General features: G+C 65.0%; 25 protein-coding genes. 13 read left to right on the top strand and 12 right to left on the bottom strand.

Going from position 1 to position 23,878, the window contains the following annotated elements:
* Positions 1-5: 5 nt before the first annotated feature.
* Positions 6-1,214, bottom strand: a complete 1,209-nt coding sequence (gene coxB / locus O0880_RS26480) for a cytochrome c oxidase subunit II (protein ID WP_071325330.1) — start codon at positions 1,212-1,214, stop codon at positions 6-8.
* A gap of 465 nt (positions 1,215-1,679) precedes the next feature.
* A complete protein-coding gene (locus O0880_RS26475; protein WP_289889462.1) occupies positions 1,680-2,576 on the bottom strand; it encodes a methyltransferase domain-containing protein in 897 nt (298 codons plus the stop codon).
* Between the two features lie 84 nt (positions 2,577-2,660).
* Between O0880_RS26475 and O0880_RS26470 the strand changes: the two genes are divergently transcribed.
* Both O0880_RS26470 and trmL read left to right on the top strand, forming a co-directional pair.
* A complete protein-coding gene (locus O0880_RS26470) occupies positions 2,661-3,410 on the top strand; it encodes a ComF family protein (RefSeq protein ID WP_289889461.1) in 750 nt (249 codons plus the stop codon).
* A 50-nt stretch (positions 3,411-3,460) separates the two neighbouring features.
* Positions 3,461-3,931 (top strand): tRNA (uridine(34)/cytosine(34)/5-carboxymethylaminomethyluridine(34)-2'-O)-methyltransferase TrmL, encoded by a 471-nt coding sequence (gene trmL / locus O0880_RS26465; RefSeq protein ID WP_289889460.1) that lies wholly within the window; start codon positions 3,461-3,463, stop codon positions 3,929-3,931.
* A gap of 113 nt (positions 3,932-4,044) precedes the next feature.
* On the opposite strand, the gene O0880_RS26460 is transcribed toward trmL, so the two are convergent.
* The 8 genes from O0880_RS26460 to O0880_RS26425 all read right to left on the bottom strand — a co-directional run bounded on the left by O0880_RS26460 (position 4,045) and on the right by O0880_RS26425 (position 14,237).
* Positions 4,045-4,803: a hypothetical protein gene (locus tag O0880_RS26460; RefSeq protein ID WP_289889459.1), complete on the bottom strand. Its 759-nt coding sequence runs from the start codon at positions 4,801-4,803 to the stop codon at positions 4,045-4,047.
* Between the two features lie 13 nt (positions 4,804-4,816).
* Positions 4,817-6,109: a hypothetical protein gene (locus O0880_RS26455; protein ID WP_289889458.1), complete on the bottom strand. Its 1,293-nt coding sequence runs from the start codon at positions 6,107-6,109 to the stop codon at positions 4,817-4,819.
* A 33-nt stretch (positions 6,110-6,142) separates the two neighbouring features.
* Positions 6,143-9,862 (bottom strand): tubulin-like doman-containing protein, encoded by a 3,720-nt coding sequence (locus O0880_RS26450; protein ID WP_289889457.1) that lies wholly within the window; start codon positions 9,860-9,862, stop codon positions 6,143-6,145.
* Between the two features lie 36 nt (positions 9,863-9,898).
* Positions 9,899-10,345: a hypothetical protein gene (locus O0880_RS26445; RefSeq protein WP_071325338.1), complete on the bottom strand. Its 447-nt coding sequence runs from the start codon at positions 10,343-10,345 to the stop codon at positions 9,899-9,901.
* Positions 10,346-10,397: 52 nt separating this feature from the next.
* Positions 10,398-11,867 (bottom strand): hypothetical protein, encoded by a 1,470-nt coding sequence (locus O0880_RS26440; protein ID WP_289889456.1) that lies wholly within the window; start codon positions 11,865-11,867, stop codon positions 10,398-10,400.
* Positions 11,864-13,351 (bottom strand): hypothetical protein, encoded by a 1,488-nt coding sequence (locus O0880_RS26435; protein ID WP_289889455.1) that lies wholly within the window; start codon positions 13,349-13,351, stop codon positions 11,864-11,866. The genes O0880_RS26440 and O0880_RS26435 overlap by 4 nt, the downstream gene beginning before the upstream one ends.
* A 133-nt stretch (positions 13,352-13,484) precedes the next feature.
* On the bottom strand, positions 13,485-13,961 hold the full coding sequence (gene rfaE2, locus O0880_RS26430) for a D-glycero-beta-D-manno-heptose 1-phosphate adenylyltransferase (RefSeq protein ID WP_071325341.1): 477 nt from the start codon (positions 13,959-13,961) through the stop codon (positions 13,485-13,487).
* A gap of 33 nt (positions 13,962-13,994) precedes the next feature.
* Positions 13,995-14,237, bottom strand: a complete 243-nt coding sequence (locus tag O0880_RS26425) for a DUF3717 domain-containing protein (RefSeq protein WP_289889454.1) — start codon at positions 14,235-14,237, stop codon at positions 13,995-13,997.
* Between the two features lie 134 nt (positions 14,238-14,371).
* Here O0880_RS26425 and O0880_RS26420 point away from each other — a divergent pair, with 134 nt between their 5' ends.
* The 8 genes from O0880_RS26420 to O0880_RS26385 all read left to right on the top strand — a co-directional run bounded on the left by O0880_RS26420 (position 14,372) and on the right by O0880_RS26385 (position 19,567).
* Positions 14,372-15,304: a hydrogen peroxide-inducible genes activator gene (locus O0880_RS26420; protein WP_071325343.1), complete on the top strand. Its 933-nt coding sequence runs from the start codon at positions 14,372-14,374 to the stop codon at positions 15,302-15,304.
* Between the two features lie 93 nt (positions 15,305-15,397).
* Entirely contained in the window at positions 15,398-16,252 is an 855-nt protein-coding gene (gene ubiA / locus O0880_RS26415) for a 4-hydroxybenzoate octaprenyltransferase (protein WP_071325344.1), read from the top strand.
* Between the two features lie 117 nt (positions 16,253-16,369).
* Positions 16,370-16,723, top strand: coding sequence for a DUF883 family protein (locus O0880_RS26410; protein ID WP_071325345.1), 354 nt, complete (start codon positions 16,370-16,372; stop codon positions 16,721-16,723).
* A gap of 79 nt (positions 16,724-16,802) precedes the next feature.
* Entirely contained in the window at positions 16,803-17,189 is a 387-nt protein-coding gene (locus tag O0880_RS26405; RefSeq protein WP_289889453.1) for a phage holin family protein, read from the top strand.
* Positions 17,186-17,536 (top strand): hypothetical protein, encoded by a 351-nt coding sequence (locus tag O0880_RS26400; RefSeq protein WP_071325347.1) that lies wholly within the window; start codon positions 17,186-17,188, stop codon positions 17,534-17,536. Before O0880_RS26405 ends, O0880_RS26400 begins: the two co-directional genes overlap by 4 nt.
* Positions 17,537-17,718: 182 nt before the next feature.
* Positions 17,719-18,192 carry a DUF3455 domain-containing protein gene (locus O0880_RS26395; protein ID WP_232251323.1) on the top strand — a complete coding sequence of 158 codons (474 nt, stop codon included), beginning with the start codon at positions 17,719-17,721 and terminating at the stop codon, positions 18,190-18,192.
* A gap of 92 nt (positions 18,193-18,284) precedes the next feature.
* Positions 18,285-18,851 (top strand): sigma-70 family RNA polymerase sigma factor, encoded by a 567-nt coding sequence (locus O0880_RS26390; protein ID WP_071325349.1) that lies wholly within the window; start codon positions 18,285-18,287, stop codon positions 18,849-18,851.
* Complete coding sequence (locus O0880_RS26385; RefSeq protein ID WP_289889452.1) at positions 18,848-19,567, top strand: anti-sigma factor; 720 nt, start codon at positions 18,848-18,850, stop codon at positions 19,565-19,567. Before O0880_RS26390 ends, O0880_RS26385 begins: the two co-directional genes overlap by 4 nt.
* A gap of 7 nt (positions 19,568-19,574) precedes the next feature.
* Here O0880_RS26385 and proC read toward each other — a convergent pair whose 3' ends face one another.
* A complete protein-coding gene (proC, locus tag O0880_RS26380; protein WP_289889451.1) occupies positions 19,575-20,405 on the bottom strand; it encodes a pyrroline-5-carboxylate reductase in 831 nt (276 codons plus the stop codon).
* Between the two features lie 18 nt (positions 20,406-20,423).
* Positions 20,424-21,125 carry a YggS family pyridoxal phosphate-dependent enzyme gene (locus O0880_RS26375; protein ID WP_289889450.1) on the bottom strand — a complete coding sequence of 234 codons (702 nt, stop codon included), beginning with the start codon at positions 21,123-21,125 and terminating at the stop codon, positions 20,424-20,426.
* Positions 21,126-21,195: 70 nt separating this feature from the next.
* On the opposite strand from O0880_RS26375, the gene O0880_RS26370 reads away from it, so the two are divergent.
* From O0880_RS26370 to O0880_RS26360, 3 genes are read left to right on the top strand one after another with little or no spacing between them, the layout of a single operon-like run.
* On the top strand, positions 21,196-22,239 hold the full coding sequence (locus O0880_RS26370) for a type IV pilus twitching motility protein PilT (protein WP_071325353.1): 1,044 nt from the start codon (positions 21,196-21,198) through the stop codon (positions 22,237-22,239).
* Between the two features lie 3 nt (positions 22,240-22,242).
* Positions 22,243-23,382: a PilT/PilU family type 4a pilus ATPase gene (locus O0880_RS26365; protein ID WP_289889449.1), complete on the top strand. Its 1,140-nt coding sequence runs from the start codon at positions 22,243-22,245 to the stop codon at positions 23,380-23,382.
* Between the two features lies 1 nt (position 23,383).
* Positions 23,384-23,869 (top strand): glutathione peroxidase, encoded by a 486-nt coding sequence (locus O0880_RS26360; protein ID WP_289889448.1) that lies wholly within the window; start codon positions 23,384-23,386, stop codon positions 23,867-23,869.
* The last annotated feature ends 9 nt before the right edge of the window (positions 23,870-23,878 follow it).

Raw genomic sequence — 23,878 nt, 5'->3', positions numbered from 1 at the left:
CCTAATTACTTGCGTGCAGCCACGATTTCGGCTGGTTGAACGATGTTCTCTTCGGCCTTGTTCGACCAGGAATTGCGCGTGTAAGTGATCACTGCGGCGATTTCCGTGTCGGACAGCTGTTTCCAGGCGGGCATTTCCGCCGGATACTTGCCGCTCTTTTGCCCGTTCAGCAAGACGTGTATCTGTTCCGCCTTCGGACCGTTCACCACGGCCGAGCCGTCGAGTGGCGCGAATGCACCCGGCACGCCCTTGCCCGTCGCCTGATGGCAGACCACGCAGTTGGCCGCATACACTTTCTCGCCCTTGACCTTCAATTCGTCGATGGTCCACACCTTGCTTGGATCATCGGCCAGTGCGGCCATTTCCTTTTGTTTCACATCAACCCAGGCCTTGTAATCGTCGGCCGAGACGACCTTGACGACGATGGGCATGAACGCATGTTCCTTGCCGCACAGTTCGGCGCAATTGCCGCGGAAGGTGCCGATATGGTCGGACTTGAACCAGGTGTCGCGCACGAAGCCGGGAATCGCATCCTGCTTCACGCCAAAGGCGGGCACGGACCAGGCGTGGATGACGTCGTTGGCCGTCAGCACCATGCGGATCTTCTTGTTGACCGGCACCACGACTTCATTGTCGACTTCGATCAGGTAGTTCTCGCCGCGTTTTTCCGTCGGCGGCACGCCCGGCGCGCCCACTTGCGCGCGCGGCGTGGCCAGGTTGGAGAGGAAGGAAATGCCTTCGCCCTCGCCTTTCAGGTAATCGTAGCCCCATTTCCACTGCATGCCGGTAGCCTTGATCGTGATGTCGGCGTTCGACGTATCCTTCATGCCGACCACGGTGCGCGTGGCAGGCAGGGCCATGCCGATGACGATCAGGAAAGGCACAACGGTCCAGGCGATCTCGACGGTGGTGCTTTCGTGGAAGGTGGCCGGCTTGTGGCCCAGGGACTTGCGATGCTTGAAGATGGAGTAAAACATGACGCCGAACACGGCCACGAAGATCACCAGGCAGATGATCATCATCCAGGTGTGCAAATCGTAGATTTCATGGGCGATCTGTGTCGCCGGCGGTTGCAGATTCATTTCGAACGGCACGGGACCACCGGTGCCTGGATAGGTGCCGGCAGCCGGTGCCGCCGTGGCCCATCGCCCGATGCCAAACGCTGTCAGCGACAGCCCGAGCAGCAACGATTGAAGTCGCTTTGCATGTTTCATGTTTTCCCCAACCACCCAAAAATAATGATATTTTAAACGGCTGCGGACTTCTCCGTACTGGACCGCTGCCGCTCCTCCATGAAAGCAACACGGCCAAAACATGGCCCTGCGCCTCAAGCACCAGCGAATTCCATGCTGACTGCCCTGTCAAAAACGACGGCGGACAAGCATGCTGGAATCCTGTTTTCCTTCCCCGCCATTAAATGGCCCTGCGTGGAAGATGGTTACTATACTAATGCAGTAACTTCAATTAAGTCTTGCTTTGTTTTTTTTATTTTGTATGCAGCCCTTGTTTTTTAAGCTTAGCAAGCTGACAAACAATCAACGATTATAATCAAGTAAACTTGAATCCATCAAGCAATAATCGGCATCGTGCGCACCCCTGGCCCCGTCGCCGCGCGCTTTGCAACGGTTGCCGCGACAGCGGCATGCCGATGGCGACCAAGTGTCGGTTTCTTTCGGCTTTTATTTGGGTTTTCTGGGCAGGTCGAAACGGATGATGGCTTCCCCATTGCGCGTCACGCGCGGCGCCGGACGGAAGGCGTGGCCGTAGATCACCTCGAAGCTCAGGCCCAGCTTGCCGTCGGGACGGCGCATCTTTTCCAGCGCGGCCAGCATGCGCTGCCAGGCCGCCTTGCCCATCAGGCCGCGCCGGCGCGTCGTCAGCGGGTTGCCGCCAAACGCGCGCACGTCGGCCAGCAGCTTGTCCGCCGTGTCGTAGGTGACGGTGATGATCTCCATGTCCAGCACGGGCGTGGAAAAACCCGTCTCGACGAGCATGTCGCCAAAGTCGTGCATGTCGACGAAGGGCAAGGCATGCGGATACAGGTCAGCCGCGGCAAAGGCGTCGCGCACTTCGCGGAAGGTGTCGGGCCCAAAGCACGAAAACATCAGCAAGCCGTCGAGGCGCAGCGCGCGGCGCCATTCGGCAAACACGCGGTCGGGCTGGGCATGCCAGTGCAGCGCCAGGTTCGACCACACGAGGTCGACGCTGCCCTGCGCCAGCGGCAAGTCGCCGAGGTCGCCGCACAGCAAGTCCACGCCCGCCTTGGCCGGCAGGAGCTTGCTGAGGAACTGGTTCAGGCTGGCCAGTTTCGACGCCGGCGCGCGCGCCGCCTGCATCATCGCTTGCGCTGCATCGAGACCGATAATCTGCGCGGCGGGATAATCCTTGTGCAACTGCGCCAGATCCGCGCCGGGGCCGCAGCCGGCGTCGAGCACGCGCAAGGGGGCGATCTTCACCAGCTCCAGGCGCTCGTGCATGCGCATTGATACTTCGCGGCGCAGGAAGTCCGACGGCGCGACGCGCGCCGGACGGGAAAAGAAATCGCGTACTTGCACCGCATCGATGGGCGCACTCATTTTGGGCGGACTGGTGGGAACTGGCATGTTGAATCGGGTGAGGTGAGATAATGTCGGCAGTGTACATGGAACGACGCCATCGCGATGCGGAACGCCGCCAGGCCCAGCCTTGATGCCGCATGGCAGGCGCTCAAGCTGCGGCTGGGCGCCTGCCTGCTGCCGGCGCAGTGCGCGCTGTGCGGCATGGGCTGCGCGGAAGTGCTGTGCCCGCCCTGCCGCGCGCAGTACCTGGGACAGCTGCGGCCGCGCTGCCGCCTATGCGCCAATCCGCTCGATGACGCGGCAAAGCTGTGCGGACGCTGCCTGCGCCAGCGGCCCGCGTTTGACGCCACGATCACGGCGTTTGATTATGCGGCGCCCGTCGACCAGTTGCTGCTGCAGCTGAAATTCGGTGCGCGCCTGGCGCTGGCGCCCCTGCTTGCGCAATTGCTATATGTAGCCATACAGCAACAGTCTGACTGGGAGCGGCCGCAACTGCTGTGTCCCGTGCCGCTCGGCCCTGCCCGCCTGGCCGAGCGGGGTTTCAACCAGGCGCTGGAAATCGCCCGTCCGCTGGCGCGCCTGCTGCAGCTGCCCTTGCAGCCTCGGCTGGCGCTGCGGCTGCGCGAAACACGGGCGCAAAGCGGCGTGGCGCCGCAGGAACGGCAAGCCAACCTGGCCCATGCGTTTGTCATCGCGCCGGACTATGTGGCGCTATTGCAAGGATGCCATGTCGGCATCGTCGACGACGTCATGAGCAGCGGCCATACCGTCAACGCGCTGGCGGCCGCCTGCAAGGGCGCAGGGGCAGGGAAAGTCAGCATCCTGGCCGTGGCGCGCACGCCGCCGCGCTGAAGCCGCTGAAGCACCGATTGGATAGTAGATAGGTTAACAAGGAGAGTATTTTGTTTCACGTCGTTTTGGTAGAACCTGAAATCCCGCCCAATACGGGCAACGTCATCCGTTTGTGCGCGAACACGGGCGCGCAGCTGCACCTGGTCGAACCGCTGGGCTTTCCCCTCGACGATTCCAAGATGAAGCGCGCCGGCCTCGATTACCACGACTACGCCAGCATGAAGGTGCACAAGAACTGGGCAGCGTTCCTGGCCGACACCCAGCCCGACCCGGCCCGCATGTTCGCCATGACGACGCGCGGCTCGCGCCCGTTCGGCGAGGTGGCCTTCCTGCCCGGCGACGTGTTTGTGTTCGGTTCGGAGACGAAAGGCCTGGATCCGGCCCTGCGCGACGGCTTCCCGGCGGAGCAGCGCATCCGCCTGCCCATGCGCCCCGACAACCGCAGCCTGAACCTGTCGAATACGGTGGCCGTGGTCGTCTATGAAGCGTGGCGCCAGCATGGCTACGCGGGCGGCGCGTAGGTCGGATTAGGCCCAAGAGGCCGTAATCCGACAACATTGTTGGCGTTAGTGGTGTTGTCGGCTTACGCGGGGCCTTACCCCGCTCATCCGACCTACGCGTTTGCATACGGCAATCAGCGCAGCGCCAGCTGCGCGTCAACGCCCGTATCCGCATCCAGCATCACCAGCTGCGTGCGCAAGTCGCGCGTGGCGGCCAGCTTGCCGTTGACATACAGGTTGGTCTTGACGCCATATACGCCTTGCGACACGCCCGCAGGCAAGGTCAGCTCGAACGAGTTCTCGAAGCGCCCGCCCGATTTATTGTTGCTGGCCAGCGCTTTCGAACCGGACTTGAACGGCTGACCCTGCGGATCAAGCACCACCAGCTCTTCGCGCACGTCGTTGACGCTTTGCGCGCTGCCATTGACCAGCTCCACCACGGACGTGACCTTGAACGGCTGGCCGCGCTTGACGGTGGACGCGCTCAGCTGCGGCGTGTACGACACCACTTGCGGTTCGCGCGGCAAGGCACCGCGCGCGCGGATGTAGTCGCGGTCGGCCTGCGCCGCCGTCTTGGTCTGGCGCGAATTGACATTGATCGCCAGGCAACCGGCCGCCGCCAGGCCGCCGCCGATGGCCGCGCCCTTCAGCGCGCCATTCTTGCCGCTGACCAGCGCTCCCAGCAAGGCTCCCACGGCCGCGCCGGCGGCCGCCGTCGCGCCCACGCTGCACGGATCGTCGTCCGTCGCGCCCGCCTGCGGCGCCTGCCCGCCTTGCGGATAGGTATTGTCCTGGCGCACGCCATTCGGATTCATCGGCGCCGTGGCGCAGCCGGCCAGCATGGCCGTGATGGTCAGCGCGGCAGCCGCGCGCAGGGTGGTCTGGTTGAACATGCTCGCTCCAAGTCTATTTGATCGTTGTTTCCGTCTGCAGCACCTGGCGTTCGCGCTCGCGGATGCGGCGCGACAGGCTGTCGATGCGCGCATTGGCGGGGTCGATGCGGCGCGCGCTGTCCAGGTAAGTCTTGGCCGCATCGAACTTGCCCTCCGCCAGCGAACGCTCGGCGTCGCGCAGGAACGATAGCGCCATCTCGTTGCGCATGGCGGCGCCATTGTCGGCCGGCGCCGCCTCCGCCACGGCTGCTCGTTCGACCGCGCGCGCAGGCACGGGTTCCCGCGGCGCGACACGAGCGGGGGCCGGGACGGGAGCCGTCTCCAGCACCGCCGGCGTTGACACCGGCGCCTCGGACGGCGCCGCCGCAGCCGCGGCAGCCGCTGTCGCAGCGGACAGGGCTTGCAAGTCCCCCTTCAGCCGGGGCAATTCCGGCGCTTCGCGGTCGATCGCTTCCAGCCTGCCGATGCCGTTTTGCGCGGCCACCGCATCCTTGCCGTCGAGCGCCTGGCGCACGCCCACCTGCACCGACGCGGCCGCCGCCTGCTGACGCGCCAGCTGCTTGCGCAGCTGGTCCACCGTGGATGCGCCCGCGCAATCGGCATCGAGCGCGGCGACACCCTTGGCGGCGCTTTGCAATTGATGACCGTCAATATGGCGTTCGATGGCGCGCACGCTGCGCTGGCAGCCGCCCGAGGCGGCGCCAGCCTTGCTGATCGCCGCCTGCAAATCGTCCGCCTTGGCGCTGGACTTGCCCGTGCAAACGTTTTTCGCCGTCGCCAGCTTTTGCCGCGCGCCGTCGAGGCTGCCATTCGCCACCAGTTTCAGGCCGCTGTCGATGGCGTCGTTGCAGGCCGATGCGTTCTTGCCGCCCGGCTTGCCATTCATGTAGGCGATGACGGCCGCCAGCACGGCGAGGCCGGCTATCCACTTGAGCCACGCGCGCGATGGCGGTGGCGGCGGTGGCGACGCAGGCGGTACCGGTGGTGTCGGCGCTGTCGGCGCCTTTGGCTTAGGCGGTGGCGCGGCCGGCGCCGGTGCCGGTGCCGGCTGAGCTTCCTTCAACCGCTCGACTTTCGGCACCGATACCGGCACGGGTGGCGGCTTCGGCGCAGGCGCGGCCACCGCAGGCGGTTTCACCGGCGCCGGCGGCGTCACAGGCGTCACTGGCAGCGGTGGCGGCTTGTGGTCGACGGCGGCCGGCAACGGCGCCGACGGCTGCGCGGCGCCAGCCAGCGCCTGCCCGCAATACGGACAATGGCTGACAGCGCTGAACAGGCCGCCCTTACATTTGATGCAGATATCCAAAACTAATCCTTCATTGCAACGTCATTCCAGCGTTCAGCCCAATGGCGGCGGCATCAGCGGTGGCGGCGCGCTGTGAAACAGGGGGGCCAGCTCGGCGAACTGGGCCAGGTCGACCCAGGCCGGCAAGCCGGCGCGCCACACCTTGGCCGTGGCCGGCTGCACTTGCCCGCCCTGCACGTATTGCACGATCTGCTGTGCCGTGAACGGTCCCTGCTGCTGGCCATTGATCCCCAGGAAATACTGATGCTCGACCAGGGGCGGCGGCATGCCACCCAGCGGCGGGGGCGCCATGCCGAAGGCGGGGGCCACCGCGCCAAACGGCGCCGCTGCGGCTGCCGCGCTGCCGGCCGGACGCAGCAATTGCTCCAGGCGCCCCGCTTCCAGCATTTCCGCCTTGATCGCGTACTTCAGGCGCGGCTGGCCATCGTCTTCCGGCTCGCGCACTTCCCAGTCGTAGGCGTCGCTGTCGGAGTCGCCGATGACGTTCGCCCACTCCTTCAGGCGGCCCAGCAGGGTCGTCACGGTACGGTCCAGCTCATCGCTGGCCATGCCCTTGCGGCGCGCCGACTCGCGCAGGCGCGCGCCCACCTCGGCGGAAATAGCGCTGCCAAAGCCGATATACGGCAGCTGCGAGCCATCGGCTTGCGCCACCAGCTTGGGCGCATACACGCCCCGCTCGTAGTATTTTGCCAGCGCCGCCATGGCCGCCGTCTGCACGGCATCAAGCGCAGCGAGTTTTTCTTCGATGCGCAACGCGATATTTTTCTCGTACGAGGCGGGCATGCCGTTCTGGCGGATGGCGCGCTCGTTGCCGATGCGGCGCAAGTCGCCCGGTTCGACGGCAAACTGGTACTGGCCCGGCGGCACGACCCGGCCCGTGTGGCGCGTCAGCACGCCCAGCATGATCGCCTGCAGGAATTCGCCGAAGTCTTCGGCCAGGCGCTTCATCTCGTCCGTATTGGGTGCGATCGGATGCGTGAATTGCGTCGGATCGATATGCGTGTGCGTCGGCGCCTTGTCGTTGTCGCCTTCCTTGCGGTAGCTGGTGCGCCAGCCTTCCAGGCCGCGCAGCACCGTCATCGGCACGCCGGCCAGCTCGCAATAGCAGACGGCGCGTCCGCGCAAGCCCGTCTCGACGATTTCCAGCTGGCTCACCGTGATGCCCACCTGGGTCGGCACGCACGATTCGAGTTCGGCGCCGAATTTCGCCTTGAAGGCGGCCGCGTTGGCCACGCCGATCACGCACTTGAACTGGTCCGACACCACCGTGAAGTCGCCCGCCATGTTGGCGTCGATCCACGGCATGGAGCAGGCCAGCAGCTTGCGGAAGCGGTCCAGGCGTTCGGACACATCCATCTGCTCGAGCGCCTCGAACAGCGGGTCCGGCACGCTGGTGGCGCCTTCGGCCAGGCCCGTGCTGGCAATCATGTTTTCAGCCATGCGCGTGACTTTGGCCAGGATCAAGGCGCGCTGCGCCGGTTCGCCCAGCATGGGGAACAGCGCTTTCGAGCCGCCCATGTCCTTGAAGGCTTCATCGGCCCACTGGCGCAAGGTGGACGCCGATGGCAACGCCACGTCTTTTTCCGTGACGGGAATGACGATCAGGGTCGCGTGTTCCTTGTCCAGGTCCTTGCGCAGGATGGTATTGGCCGTCTTCAGTTCGGCCAGCATGGCCAGCACGCCTTCGCGGCCCGCCTGCAGCTCGCCCACCAGGCCATTCCATTGCGCGCGGCCCTGTCCATCGACGCCGATGCGGTTGCCCAGCCAGCGCGACAGTTCGCCCAGCAGGATGACGGCTTCGTCGGCCGCCTTGGCGCGCAGGTGGAATTTCAGCGCATTCGCCATTTCCGTGCGCAGATGGTCCATCACCACGCCCGCCTGCTTCTCGCTGTTGCTGAGGAAGCCGAAGGTGCTGCGCGTCTGCTCGAGGTTGTTCAACAGACGCTCGTATTCGCGCGAGCGCACGGCTTCCTTGATCTCGCGGTAGCGCTCGGCATTCGCGCCGATCTGCGCCGTCAAGCCGCTGCCGGGCGCCTCGATGCGGTCCTTGATCTGTTCCACCAGCGACAGCACGTATTCGAGGCCGCCGAATTCCTTGTTGTCCAGGTAGCCATACAGCTGGTCGCGCACGACTTTCTTGATATCGTCGAGCACTTCGCGGCGGCGCTTGCTGATGCGGTCTTCCGTCGTGTCGGCCGTGGAATCCTGGTCGCGCACGGCGTCACGCTCCAGATGCTTCATGGCATCGCGCACCTGGGCCGGCCATTCGCTGCGCTCAAAACCCGTGCGGATATCGTTGATGCGCGTATTGACCCGGTTTTCCACACCGGCCAGCAGGTGGCCGTGGCGGTCTTCCAGCAATTCCTCGACGGCGCGGTAATCGATGAAGTCGCCGCTGGAGCGCTTCAGTTCGATGCTCTTGTCGGAAAACTCGGGGAAATCGCTGAACGGCGTACCCTTCAGGAACATATTTGCCGCGAGGAAATTGTCGCGCTGCGCATCCGTGGCGCGGTTGGCGCCGGCATCGGTGCCGCCCACGCCAAAGAAGGCTTGCAGCATGGCGCCGGCCCAGCGGTGGGCCCGCTCGTCGCGCGCCGCTTCCTGGCGCGTATCGAGCACGGCCATGCCGAACGAGGAAAAGCGCTTCGAGAAATACAGGCGCATGTCGCCGAAGCGGTCTTGCGGCACGGGCGCGTTGTACAGGGAATTCTTGTGCTGCGCCTGGTTGACGGCGATCGAGCGCTTGGCGCGCGCGAAGTCGGCCGAGGCGAAATCCTCGAACAGCGAATCGGCCACCATGTGGTAGACGTCGCTGACATCCTTGGTGTGCTGCTGCGCCAGGTTGCCCGAATCGATCAGGTAAACCTCGCTGTACGGCTCGCGCGACAGTTCCGGGCGGTCGTACGCATCCCAGCGGCCCACGTAGCCCTTGTTGCCCATCATCGCCGATTCCAGTTCCATCAGCGCCGCATAGCCATTGGCCTCGACGCGGTCCTTGTTGGCCTTGGTGTAGCCGGTCGGCAAGAACAGCATCAGTTCGACGTCGGCCGCGCCCACTTCGCTGCGCGCCAGCCAGCGCGCCAGCAAGCCCATGTCGAGGAAGGAACCGGAGCCCGTGCCGCCCGCTACCGAGCCGACGATGACGATGCGGAAACGGTTCGTTTCCATGCGCAAGCCCAGTTCGGCCAGCTGGCGCTCGTGCGACAGGCCCGCCTTCAGCGCCTTGAGCTTGAGGCGGATCTTGTCGCGGATCTTTGCGTACTTGTCGAAGAAGTACAGGCGCGACACGGCGCGGATCTGGCCGGCGCCGCTGCTCATGTCGAAACGCAGTTCGCGGATGCGCTGCGGCGTCAGCGGCAGCCATTCCTTGATATGCGGATATTTCTCCAAGGAATCTTCATCACGGCTGTACTTGTCCATGTCGAACGATTCGACCACCTTGTCGTCATCCGTGAACTTCACCTGGTCGAACTGCAAGTCTTTCGCCTGCGATTCGCCGCTCTCGATCACGGCGCCATTGTCGAGGTCGAAATGGATGAATTGCGCGATGGGAAAGTCCGCCAGCCCCTCGATGCGCGTGCGGTTGCCCGCGCCGCCCCACAGGGTGTTGAGGATGCGCCGGCGCACGCGCATCAGCACCTGCATGCCCGTGCCGCCGATGCCGATGAACAGGGTCGGGCGCAGTTCGATGATCTTGTCCTGCTTGCGCTCGCTGGCGCCGCCGGTGATGGTTTGGTTCAGGTTCTCTGCCATGGTGATTCCTTGGATAAAGCGTGTTACGGCGTTTTCTTAGCGGCGGCTGGAGGTAAATGTGAGCAACAGGGCAACGAGGCCCACGAGTACCAGCGGTCCCATGAACAATGGCGCGAGGAATTTATGCGCGTTCACGGCAGCCAGCACGACACCGGTCGCCAGGCTGGCCAGGAAGATGAACAGCCACCAGCCCGAGGCGTTGGCCTTGTTCGGCGGCACGCGCTTGGCCACCAGGCCATTCGCATAGGCATTCTTGGCGAAGAAAAAGGCGATGAACAGCAGCAATAGCACCACGCCACCCACCAGGGTGTCGCGCGACGAGGTGTCGGTGGTGCCGGCCGCATCGAACGCGGGCGCCGGCTCGGTGGTGCCGGCCGTGGCGCTGGCTGCCGCCGGCGCAGCGGTAGCGTCCGCTGCCGGCGGCGCGGAGGCCGGGGCTGGCAAGGTAAAACCTGCGTTGTCTTTTGGAGTGTCTTGAGCCATGGTATGCCTCTGGTGGATTAAAAATGTTTTTATAAGTAGTGATGGATCTGGCTCAAGCCACGCTCAGCGTATGGCCATCGGCCACGCGCACGACGGCCGGCTTGCCCAGGCCACGCTTGAGCTCGCCAATGTCGCGGCCGTCATCGTCGCGGATCTGCACGCTTTTGAACGGATGCAGCAGCACTTGCCGCTGCACGCCATCGGCCAGCACCTTGTAGCGCGTGGCGCGCGTGCCCAGCAGTCCCAGCGCCAGCAAGCCCAGCACGAGCGCCAGGATGCCGCCGAGGATCACCAGCACGGGCAGCAGCGGATACTGGATGCGCACCAGCAGCGGTATCGTCGCCTGCGACGCGCGCACGCTGTCGGGCGGCGTAAACATGTCCGAGATCGGGTCGCCGGGGAACAGTTCCTGCAAATCCTTGCCAAAACTGGAGGCCAGCGCCAGCCGCTGTTCCGACAGGCCCACCTGCGCCTGCATCGGCAGCATCACCTGCTTGCCCATGGCGGCGATGGCCTGACCCGACCAGGGCGACGGAATCTGCGCCATCGGCAACGCAAACTGCACCTGCACGGACTGGCTGGCGCCCGGCTGCAGCTGGCGGATCCGGTCCGGCGTCACCTGCAGCGGCGCGTTCTGGCCGGCCAGGGTGGCGTGCACCCTGGCGCTGTCGATCACGTACGGGAAAAACATGTTTTGCAGGGACGCCTGCAGCACCACCTGCGGCACCAGCCTGGCCGCATCGACGTCGAGCACGATGGTGCGACCGTCGCGGCCCAGGCTGGCGTGCACGTTGTCGCTGTTCTTGACGGATTGCGGCACGATGCGCACGGCATCCTGGTCGACCGGTTTCAGGCGCGCGGGCGGACGCGTCAGCACTTGCGACAGCCGCCCTTCGGCCAGGATGCGGTTCAGCGCATCGGAAGCCGGCTGGCCATACGCGAGCGCATACACCATCAAGCCCTTGGCGCTGTACAGCTTGCCCTGCACGGGCATGCGCAGCGGAAATACCACCGTCTTGGTGATCGACGGTTCCAGGTGCAGCAGGCGGTAAAAGTCGCGGTTGCGTTCCGCCGTCTGGCTGTCGTTGTTCGGGCTGTTCTTGTTGTTGGTGAAGATCCACACGATGCCGGAGGCGGACTGGAACGGCCCCGTGATGGTCTTCGTCACGGCTTCCTGGAAATCCGTGTCGGCCAGCGCGCCGCCATTGCCCTTGCGCGCCAGGCCCAGGCTGGCCAGCTGGCCCGCCACGCCGGCGCCGCCCTGGCCCTGGCCCAGCAGCGACGGCGACACATGCGCGCCGCTGCTCTGGCTGAAGGCCAGCGTATACACCTTGTCGGACGGACTCGTGGCCGCCTGCGCCACGGCGCCCACCAGGGCCTTCAGCTGCGAATGCTCGTCCGTATAGAACGGTTCCATCCAGCCGGAATTCTGCACCAGGAACGCCTGCTGGATGCCAGCCGCGTGCGCGGCGCCGGCCGACACGGCCAGGGCCGCAAGCACGGTCAATAAGCGCGCCTTCATGCCTGCAAGTTCCAGCCATCGATGCGCGACAGCAGCGGGTGGTAGGCCCACAGCTTGCCTTCGCTGACAAACAGGCGCACGCGCCACGGCTCGCTGACGGCGAACGTGTGGAACACCGTTTCGCGCAACTCGTCGTCCTGCACCAGCTGCGCCGCCAGGCGGTCCGTCGAGCGCAGCACGCTGGACAGGCCGGCGCTGGTCTCGAACTTGACGCCGAAGACGCCATTGCCGGCGCCCGATTCCAGCAGCGGCATGACGGCCTGGTTCTTGCCGCCATCGTCGCCGTGTTCCGGCTCTTCCCACGGCGCCGTCTTCAGCTTGGTGGCGAAGCGGTAATTGAAACTGCCCGAACACAGGCGCGGCGCCAGCGCGTCGGCCCGCTCGGGCTGGCTGCCCAGCTTGACGTAGACATAGGTATGGCGGCTGCGCTCGAAGCACAGCTGCCACAGGCCGCCGTCGCGCGACAGATAGGGGCTGCCGAACTCGAAATGCGGCACCAGCCCCTCGGGCCACGGCGTGAACGAGGCGGCCACGTTGCCGTCCGGCTGCAGTTGCAGCCGCAGCTGGCCGTTGGCGCACGGCCACACGGCCATGCGGTTGTAGGCCACGGGCGCGCTGACGGCGCCCAGGTCCGCCACGCCGTCGAGCAGCACGTCGCTGCCCGGCTTTTGCGCGGCGTCAAGGTTGACGAAGCGGATGCGGCCATCGTCGTCGCGCAGCGGCGCCCACAGGCGGTTCTGGAACCAGATGGGGCCGGCCACGCACGGCGCGCCGCCCACATGCTCGACCACGTAAGTGAGCGAAGGCACGTCGGGACGGATGCAAGCCAGGCCGTGGCTGGTCGGCAAGACCAGCACGCTGTTGAAATCGGGCACGACTTCGGCGCGCCAGGCGCCGTGGGCGATGTCCGATTCGGCCAGCAGGCTGCCATAGTCGGGGTCCAGCGCCAGCCAGCGTTTCGAGGCGGGCAGCCAGGCATGCAGCACGGCCTTGCGCGGATCGAGCGCCAGCAGCGCGGCGCCGCAGGTGCCGAACTGGGCGGAGAAGAATTCGTACTCGCCGGGCGGCGGCATGGGCAGCGACGCTTCCGCCGGCGCATGCTCGTCGCGCGCGCGCTGATCGGCCAGTTTCAACGGCACGCTGGCCTGGCGCAAGCCGGCCGCGCCAGGCGGCGGCACGTCGCTGACGGCAGGCGCGCCGAAAGGCGGCACCCAGGGTGGTGCCGCGACCGTGTCCGGCGGCACTTGCAGCGCCGCGCCGGTGGCGGGATCGAAGGCGAATTCGGGCGGAAATTGCCGCAGCGCCTCGCCTGCCGCGCCGGGCAGGCGCCGGGCGTGCATCAGCTTGCCGATATCGGCATTGCTCAACAAGGGCGAGACGCTCTGGCCGTCCGCGCTGCGCTGCAAGGTCCACGCGCCATCGGCGGCATCCACCTGCCACACGCCAGAGGGCAGCGGCCAATCCCCAGAAGTTTTAAGGTCCATGTATTTTCTATGACTAGCAATGCGTATCAGACGGTGTAACGTGCTGGGGCGGTCGAAACGAAGTCGCAGCCCTGGCGGTTCTCATAGTAACGTCTTTTTATCTGTATGGAAACATTGACGACGTTTCCCTCCCCTACTGCGCCCGCACTTTCGTCAGCAATTTGGTGGTCGAGCGGTCGTGTTCGAAATCGATGGCCACCGCCTGGCCGCCATACGCGAGCACGGCCCGGCCTTCCGGAATGGCCGCCATGTCGTAGTCGCCGCCCTTGGCATAGATTTCCGGCTGGACTTCCTGCACCACTTCCAGCGCGCTGTCTTCCGAGAACGGCACGACCAGGCTCACCGCTTCCAGCGCGGCCAGCACGGCCATGCGGTCTTCGCAGCTGTTCAGGGGACGGTCATCGCCCTTGCCCAGGCGTTTCACGGAGGCATCGGTATTCACGGCCACCACCAGCGAAGCGCCCAGCGCGCGCGCCTGCGCCAGGTACGTCACGTGGCCGCGGTGCAGAATATCGAACACGCCATTCGTCACCACCACCGGTTTCGGCAGCGCTTGCGCGCGGGCGCGCAGTTCATCACGGCTGCATAGTTTGTTTTCAAAATCAGGCATGGCACTCTCTTGTAGGGGTTAATTCTCTTGTCTTCATTCGGCGTGGCTATCGCCATGGATGCTGCCGGCATCGAGGCGCCAGGCCTCGATCAGGGCCAGGGTGGCCGCTTCCAGGCTGTCCGCGGCGATGGCATCTTGCCGGTAATAAATCATGCGCGCGTACACGCCGGCCAGCCGGCTGACGGGCGCCGACAGCGCATATTCGTTGCCGCGCGCCGGCTGCCTGGCACGCCAGTAATTGATCGCCGCTTCCAGCGCCTGTATGCGCACTTCCATCGCCCTCTCCTTGCATCGCCTCGTCCCGCATTATAGGGGGCGATCCGCTACAATACGCCATCGGCGCCACAGTTTGACGTTAGCGCCACCTTTCATTCATTGCAAGTAAGTACTTCCTGTGTTTCAATCACCTTATGACACTGACTGAACTGAAATATATCGTTGCAGTCGCGCGAGCGAAGCACTTCGGCCACGCCGCCGAAGCCTGTTTCGTTGCCCAGCCCACCCTGTCAGTGGCCATCAAGAAACTTGAAGACGAACTGGGCGTGGTGCTGTTCGAACGGGGCGGCGCGGAAATCTCCGTCACGCCCCTGGGCGCACAGATCATCGCGCAAGCCGAGCGCGTGCTGGAACAGACGGCCGCCATCAAGGAACTCGCCAAGCAGAACAAGGATCCGCTGGCCGGCCCGCTGCGCCTGGGCGTGATCTACACGATCGGCCCCTACCTGCTGCCGCCGCTCGTCAAGGCCATGATAGACCAGGTGCCGCAAATGCCCTTGATCTTGCAGGAAAACTTCACGGTTCGCCTGCTGGAACTGTTGCGCCAGGGCGAACTGGACGTGGCCATCATGGCCTTGCCCCTGCCCGAGCACGGCATGGCCATGCAAGACCTGTATGACGAACCGTTCGTCGTGGCCATGCCGCGCCACCATCCGTGGACGGCGCGCGAGCGCATCGCCGCGCAGGACTTGAAGTCGGAAACCATGCTGCTACTGGGCAACGGCCACTGCTTCCGCGACCAGGTGCTGGAAGTGTGCCCCGAAATGGCGCGCTTTTCCTCGCCCGGCAACGGCATGCAGCGCACCTTCGAGGGTTCCTCGCTGGAAACCATCCGCCACATGGTGGCCAGCGGCATCGGCCTGACCGTCCTGCCGCGCGCCTCCGTCACGAATATGCACGCCACCGACGGCATGCTCGAATACCGGCAGTTCGCGGATCCCGTGCCATCGCGCAGAGTGGTGATGCTCTGGCGCAAGAGTTTCACGCGCAAGGCCGCCATCGACGCCCTGTGCGCGGCCATCGCCAGTTGCGACTTGCCCGGCATTATTCCTCTCTGCGAAGAATAAACGGGATAGCCAGGCAGGCGGGATGGTCAAAATAGTACATTTGCGTACTATTTGCGATAATCGACCTTTCTCTTCAACAAGATCGAGTCTTCCATGAACAAGCTGGCGCTGTATTTCCGCCTGATCAGGCTGGACAAGCCTATCGGTACCGTATTGCTGCTGTGGCCTACCCTGTGCGCGCTGTGGCTGGCGCAGCAGGGCATGCCGGACTGGCGACTGATAGTCATTTTCACCCTCGGCACCTTCCTGATGCGCTCGGCAGGCTGCGCCATCAACGACTACGCCGACCAGGATATCGACAAATTCGTCAAGCGCACGGCGGAACGCCCCATCACCAGCGGGCGCATCAGCGGCAAGGAAGCGCTGGCCGTGGCCGGCGTACTCACCGTGCTGGCCTTCTGCCTGATCCTGCCCCTGAACACCCTCACCAAGCAATTGTCCGTGGCCGCCGTCATCATCGCCGCCACCTACCCGTACTTCAAGCGCTTCTTTGCGATTCCGCAAGCCTACCTGGGCATCGCCTTCGGCTTCGGCATTCCCATGGGCTTTGCCGCCATCACCGGCTCCGTGCCCGTCGTCGCCTGGCTGCTGTTGCTCGGCAACGTCTTCTGGGCCGTGGCCTACGACACGGAATATGCGATGGTCGACCGCGACGACGATTTGAAAATCGGCATCAAGACGTCGGCCATCACGTTTGGCCGCTACGACGTCGCCATCGTCATGCTGTGCTATGCCGTGTTCCTGCTGCTGTGGCTGGCGTGCGGCTGGTATCTGGGCTTGCGCACCTGGTTCGTCGCGGGCCTGTGCGTGGCAGCCGGCTGCGCCGTTTACCACTACACCCTGATCCGCGCACGCGAGCGTATGCCGTGTTTTGCGGCATTCCGGCATAATAACTGGCTAGGAGCAGCGGTGTTTGCGGGGGTGGCGCTCGACTTTGCTTTCCGTTAATTTGCGCACGACAAAAAGCCTTGCGCCCCGGCAACCGTTGAGGCGGCGCAAGGCAGCCTGGCCGCTGCTGCCTACACTGGTATTTCACTGTGCAGTTTCACTTCCATGAGGTAATACATGAGCTCGACACATACCGGCAAATCCAGCAGCGACAGCATCCTCGCCGACGCCGACAAGGCCCGCGATAAACTGGTCGGCGACCTGAAAAACGTCATCAACGAAGCCGAAGGCTGGCTCGATGGCGCCAAGGACCAGACGGGCGAGAATGTCAAAGCCGTCAAGGAAAAGTTCATCGCCACCGTGGAAACGGCCAAGAAAGACTTGCTGAAGCTGGAAGAAGACTTGCTCGAACGCACCAAGAAGGCGGCCAAGGCCACCGACGAGTACGTGCAAGACAATCCGTGGAAAGCCGTGGGCGCGGGCGCCGTCGTCGGCGTGCTGTTCGGCTTGCTATTGTCGTCGCGCCGCTAAGCAACACCTGACTGCGCCAGCGGCTGGGCCGTTGGGCAGCCTCGACGGCATGGCCGTCCCCTGACGCGAAAGGCAGCATATGGCTATCGTGCATCATGTCGCCCAGGTCGCAGCGACCCTCGCCGCCATCGTCCAGACCCGTCTGGCCCTGGCGGCCGTGGAAATGGAAGAAGAGTCGCTGCGCTTCCTGTCCTATCTGGCGCTGGCCATGCTGGCGCTGCTCTGCCTGTTCGTCGGGCTCGTGCTGCTGGTCTTCCTCGTCATCGTGCTGTTCTGGGACACGCACCGCATCGCCGCCATCGCCATCACGGCCGCCGTCTTCATCGTCGCCGCCATCGCCACCCTGCTGGGCGTGCGCGCGAGTTTCCGCAGCAAGCCGAAACTGCTGTCCTTCACCATGAGCGAATTGAACAAGGATCTGGACGAGCTGCAACTGCTGGCCCGCCGGGGATCGGAGCTGCCATGACCACGCATCCCACCAAACTGTCCCACGTGCACACGTCCGCCAGCCTGGCACAACGGCGCGACGCCCTGCTGGCCGAATGCGCGCTGCAGCGCCTGGCCCTGGGCGTGGAAACGCGCCAGCTGCTCGAACCGCTGACGGGCGGCAGGCTGCGCCACACCCTGGCCACGCGCTTTAAAATCCCGCTGATGCTGGGCGGCGCCGCGCTGGGCCTGCTGCTGGTGCGCCCGCGCCGTTTCGTGCCGCTGCTGCTGGCCGGCGCCTCGCTGCTGAAGCACGCGAATGCGGCCCTGCCCCTGATCCGCACGGTATTGCAGCGTTTCGGCAGGCAGGACGCGCCGCCGCCTTAAAAAATATTTCTTCCTGGCTGCATCCAAATGGCAGGCCCGTGCGTAGTAATGGTATCAACCACCGGGTTGAGACTACACGCTACCAGGAGCCTGCCATGTACACCGCCATCGCCACCCCGCGCCATACCGCCCCCTCGCTCACCGTCCTGTGCGCCGTCCTGTTCGTGGCCGCCTGCGCGCCGATGGGTGCGCGCTATACGCAAGACGCCTTGCCGGCCGCCGTCCAGGTGCCCGATGGCCATCAGGTGGCCATGCAGACCGTGGGCGTGGGCAAGATCGCCTATGAATGCAAGGCGAAAAAGGACATGACGGGCCACGAATGGACGTTCGTCGGCCCGGACGCGGCCTTGAACGACCGCAGCGGCATGAAGGTCGGCACGTATGCGGGCCCGCCGGCCACCTGGGCCAACCTCGACGGCTCGAAAGTGACGGCGACGCAAGTGGCCGTGGCGCCTGCCGGCGCCGGCAACATCCCGTATCAACTGGTGAAAGCCAATCCGGCCACGGGCAGCGGCGCCATGCAGGGCGTCAGCTACATCCAGCGCGTGGCCACCAGCGGCGGCGTGGCGCCCAGCAGCCCCTGCGGTGCGGAAACCCTGGGCGCCAAGCAATGGGTACCCTACCAGGCCGACTACATCTTCTGGAAAGCCGCTTAAATGCATGGAGTTAACGGTTGGCAAGCAGGTTTCTGGCCTATACTCGCCATTGAAAACTTGCTAACCGTTAACCCCTGACGATTGCGCCCACCTTGCCAAGCCACGCCGCCCCATACGATTACGATGCCGCCCTGCGCGCCTGCGCCAGGGGCGAGCAGCAGGCATTGCACGGCCTGTACCAGCAGGAAAGCCGCTATCTGCTGGGGGTGGCCCTGCGCATCGTGCGCCAGCGGGCGCTGGCCGAAGACGTGCTGCACGACGCCTTCCTGAATATCTGGCGCCGCGCCGGCAGTTTCGACGCCACGCGCGGCAGCGGCAAGGGCTGGATCTATGTGGTGGTGCGGCACCAGGCGCTGAACGTGGCGCGGGCGCGCGCGCATGAAGTATCGGCCGACGAGGATAGCGTGGAAACCCTGCTGCATGAACGCCAAGGCAACGATGCCGGCGACGCCTCGGACGCCTACGCCTTGCAGGCGAATATGGGCAAGCTGCGCGATTGCCTCGGCCATCTGGACGACGCCAAGCGCGACAGCATCCTGTACGCCTATGTCGATGGCTGTTCCCACAGCGAAATCGCACAGCGCCTGCAGGCGCCGCTGGGCACGGTGAAAGCCTGGGTCAAGCGGGGCCTGGCCGCCTTGCGGGAGTGCATGGGATGACGCGCCACGACGAAGACGAACTGCAGCGGCTGGCCGGCGAATACGTGCTGGGCACGCTGGAACTGGCCGAGCGCAGTGCAGTGGAACAGCGTTTGCCGCGCGACGCCGCCCTGCGCGATGCCATCGCGGCCTGGGAACAGCGTTTGCTGCCATTGACGAGCCTGGCGCCGCCCGTGCAGCCATCCGAGCAACTGTGGCCGCGCATCGGCGCCAGCCTGTTTACGCCGCAAGCAGTCAGGCAGGCGGGCGGCTGGCAAGCGTGGTGGAACAGCCTGGCCTTCTGGAGAATACTGGCCGGCGGCGGCTTGCTGGCCACTGCCGCGCTGGCCGTCATGGTGACGCTGCAGCTGCAGGCACCTGCCGGCCCCGGCTACCTGGTGGTGCTGGTGGCGCCGCAGGACAAGTCGCCGGGCTGGATCGTGCAGGCGGGCAGCCGTGGCGGCAAGAGCCGCGATCTGAGCCTGATTCCGCTGGGCCCGACGGCCGTGCCGCAGCAAAAAGCCCTGCAATTCTGGACCAAGGGCAAGGACTGGGGCGCGCCCGTCTCGCTGGGCCTGGTGCAGCCGGGACAAAGCCTCAAGTTGACCTTGGACAAGCTGCCGCCGCTGCAGCCCGATCAGTTGTTTGAAATCACGCTGGAGCCGGAAGCGGGCTCGCCGACGGGCCGGCCGACAGGGCCAATCCTGTATATCGGCCGCGCCGTCAAGGTGATGTAAGCCGAACTTACTTGCCCAGCTCGTCACCCATCTCGCGCCCGCGCTGCGCAGCCGCCTTGATGCCCTTGACGATGGCCGCCTTCACGCCGCTCTCTTCCATGCTGGTCAGCGCCGCATACGTCGTGCCGCCCTTCGAGGTGACGCGCTCGCGCAGCAGCGACACGGGCTCGCTGGAATTGGCCGCCAGCTGCGCCGCACCCGTAAAGGTGGCGATGGCCAGCTGCGTGCCCTGCTCCGGCGTCAGGCCCAGCTCGGCGGCGGCCTGCTGCATCGCTTCGATAAAGTAAAACACATAGGCGGGACCGCTGCCGGATACGGCCGTGACGGGGTCGATCTTCGCTTCGTCAGCTAGCCACACGGTCTGGCCGACGGCGCGCAGGATGGCGTCGGCCGTCTTCTTTTGCTCTTCGCTGACGCCGCTGCTGGCCACCATGCCCGTGATGCCCATGCCGATCAGGGCCGGCGTGTTCGGCATGCAGCGCACGATGGCGGCATAACCGCCGAGCCAGCGCGACAGGTCGGCGGCGCGGATGCCGGCCGCGATCGACAGGACCAGCGGCGCCTTGTCCGCATCGAGGAAGGGCAGCAGCTGGGCCGCCACCTCGCGCATGCTTTGCGGCTTGACGGCCAGCACGATCACGTCCATGCCGCGCAGCGCCTGGCCGGCGGCGGTGGCCGTCGTAACGCCGAATTGCGCCTGCAGTTTTTCCAGCGCCGGCGCATACGGGTCGATCACGTGGATGTTGCCGCCCAGGGTCAGCTTGCCCGCCAGGCCGGCGATCAGGGCCGCCGCCATGTTGCCGCCGCCCACAAAGGCGATGTTCAGTTCTGTCGTCATGGTTGCTCTTTCATTCAATCAGGAATAGTTACGGGAACCGAAGATGGCGCTGCCCACGCGCACGATGGTGGCCCCTTCCAGCACGGCGGCGCGCAAGTCGGCCGACATGCCCATCGACAGGGTATCGAGCGCCAGCCCGTCGGCCTTTAATTGTTCGTACAGCGCGCGCAATTGCGCAAACGCAAGGCGCTGGCGCTTGACGTCCGTTTCCGGCTCGGGGATGGCCATCAGGCCCCGCAAACGCAGGCGCGGCAGCTGCGCCACGGCGCGCGCCAGCGCCGGCAGGTCCGCAGGTGAGACGCCGCTCTTGCTGGCTTCGCCGCTGATATTGACTTGCAGGCAGATATTCAGGTCCGGCAAGCCGGCCGGGCGCTGTTCGGACAGGCGCGCGGCGATCTTTTCCCGCTCGACCGTATGCACCCAGTCGAAATGCTCGGCGATGGGGCGCGTCTTGTTGCTCTGGATGGGGCCGATGAAATGCCAGGCCAGGCCGCCTTGCGGCAGCGCAAGGTTGACGGCGGCAATCTTGTCGAGCGCTTCCTGCAGATAATTTTCGCCAAACGCCGTCTGGCCCGCGCGCGCCGCGGCCAGCACGGCGTCCGCGCCAAAGGTCTTCGAGACGGCCAGCAGGGTCACGTCGGCAGGCGGGCGCTGCGCGTCAAACGCCGCCTGCGCGATAGCGTCGCGCACGGCTTGCAAGTTCTGTTCGATTGTGGACATAATCATTTTCTAGTGGATACGGGGCAAAGCCGCTTCAGGCCGCCCATCAATGCAGGCACAGGGATTATAAATGGACATCTCCGAACTACTCGCTTTCTCCGTCAGCAACAAGGCTTCCGACCTGCACCTGTCTTCCGGCCTGCCGCCGATGATACGGGTGAATGGCGACGTGCGCCGCCTGAACGTGGCGCCGCTCGAGCACAAGGAAGTGCACCGCATGATCTACGACATCATGAACGACAGCCAGCGCAAGGCGTATGAAGAAGCGCTGGAATGCGATTTCTCGTTCGAGATTCCCGGCCTGGCCCGCTTCCGCGTGAATGCCTACAACCAGGAACGCGGCGCCTCGGCCGTGCTGCGCACGATTCCGTCGAAGGTGCTGACGCTGGAAGAACTGAACGCCCCGCGCATCTTCGGCGAACTGGCCATGCGCCCGCGCGGTCTGGTGTTGGTGACTGGCCCGACCGGTTCGGGCAAGTCGACCACCCTGGCGGCCATGGTCAACCACGTCAACGAGCGCCTGAACCACCACATCCTCACCATCGAAGACCCGATCGAGTTCGTGCACGAACCGAAGAAATGCCTGATCAACCAGCGCGAAGTGGGCTCGCACACGCATTCGTTCAGCAACGCGCTGCGCTCGGCCCTGCGCGAAGACCCGGACGTCATCCTCGTGGGCGAGTTGCGCGACCTGGAAACCATCCGCCTGGCGCTGACGGCGGCCGAGACGGGCCACCTCGTGTTCGGCACCCTGCACACCTCGTCGGCGGCGAAATCGATCGACCGCATCATCGACGTCTTCCCCGCCGAGGAAAAGGAAATGGTGCGCGCCATGCTGTCCGAATCGCTGCAAGCCGTCATCTCGCAAAACTTGCTGAAAACCAAGGATGGCGCGGGCCGCGTGGCCGCGCATGAAATCATGCTGGCCACGCCGGCCGTGCGCAACCTGATCCGCGAAGCGAAAGTGGCGCAAATGTATTCGGCCATCCAGACGGGCGCCAACGTGGGCATGCAAACCCTGGACCAGTGCCTCTCCGACCTGGTGCGGCGCGGCACGATCTCGGCGGAAACGGCCCGCTCGGCCGCCAAGGCCCCCGAAAACTTCCCCGGCTAAGCCATGCAGACGACCCACGAACACTACGACGCCATGCACGCGCTGCTGGCGCAGATGCGCGCACGGGGCGGCTCCGACCTGTTCATCACGGCCGGCTTTCCGCCCGCCATCAAGCTCGACGGCAAGCTGACGCCGCTGCCCGGCGCCCCGCTCGATGCGGCCCAGGCTGCCGGCTACGTGCGCGCCGTCATGCACGCGCGCCAGGCGGCGGAGTTCGCAGCCAGCCGCGAAGCCAATTTCGCCATCAGCCCGGACGGCCTCGGGCGCTTCCGCGTGTCCGCCTTCATGCAGATGGGCCAGGCAGGCATGGTCTTGCGCACGATCAATACCGCCATCCCCACGCTGGATGCGCTGGGCCTGCCCGCCATCCTGCAGGATGTGGTGATGAGCAAGCGCGGCCTCGTCATCATGGTGGGCGCCACCGGCTGCGGCAAGTCGACCACGCTGGCCGCCATGGTCGGCCACCGCAACGCCCACAGCCACGGCCACATCATCACCATCGAAGACCCCGTGGAATTCATCCATCCGCACGGCAACTGCATCGTCACCCAGCGCGAAGTGGGCGTCGACACGGACGACTGGGCCACGGCCCTGAAAAACACCCTGCGCCAGGCGCCCGACGTCATCCAGATCGGCGAAATCCGCGACCGCGACACGATGGACCACGCCATCGCGTTTGCCGAGACGGGCCATTTATGCCTGGCGACCCTGCACGCGAACAACGCCAACCAGGCGCTCGACCGCATCATCAATTTCTTCCCCGAGGAGCGCCGCCAGCAGTTGCTGATGGACCTGTCGCTGAATCTGAAGGGCATGATTTCGCAGCGCCTGATCCCCAACAAGGAGGGCGGCGGACGCCAGGCGGCGCTGGAAATCCTGCTCAATTCACCGCTGATGAGCGACCTGATCTTCAAGGGGCAGGTGCACGAAATCAAGGAATTGATGAAAAAATCGCGCGAACTGGGCATGCAGACCTTCGATCAGGCCCTGTTCGACCTGCACGAGGCGGGACGGATCGGCTACGAAGACGCGCTGCGCAATGCCGATTCCGTCAACGACCTGCGCCTGACGATCAAACTGAACGGCAAGACGGCGCCGGAACCAGCCGCACCCGCGGGCAACCTCAAACTGGGACTCCTCTGACATGACCAGCATCCACGATTTCCAGGCCACGGCGCTGGACGGTACGCCAATTGATCTGGCGCAATACAAGGGCAAGGTGCTGTTGATCGTCAACACGGCCAGCGCCTGCGGCTTCACGCCGCAATACGCGGGACTCGAAGCGCTGTACCGCGAGTTTCAGGATCAGGGCCTGGTCGTGCTGGGTTTTCCCTGCAATCAATTCCGCCAGCAGGAACCGGGCTCGAACGCGGACATCGGCGCCTTTTGCGAAAAGAACTTCGGCGTCACCTTTCCCCTGTTTGCGAAAGTCGACGTGAATGGCCCCCATGCCCATCCCGTCTTTGCGCAATTGAAGCAGGCGGCGCCCGGCATCCTCGGCACGCAGGCGATCAAGTGGAATTTCACGAAGTTCTTGGTGCGCAAGGATGGCAGCGTGTTTCGCCGCTATGCGACGGCCAGCAAGCCGGCCACCCTGGCCGCCGACATACGCCAATTGCTACAGGAATAGCACGTATGC

This window comes from Janthinobacterium sp. SUN118 (assembly GCF_030397695.1).
In the GTDB taxonomy this organism is placed as follows: domain Bacteria; phylum Pseudomonadota; class Gammaproteobacteria; order Burkholderiales; family Burkholderiaceae_D; genus Janthinobacterium.
This window is presented reverse-complemented; position numbering and strand designations above follow the sequence as displayed.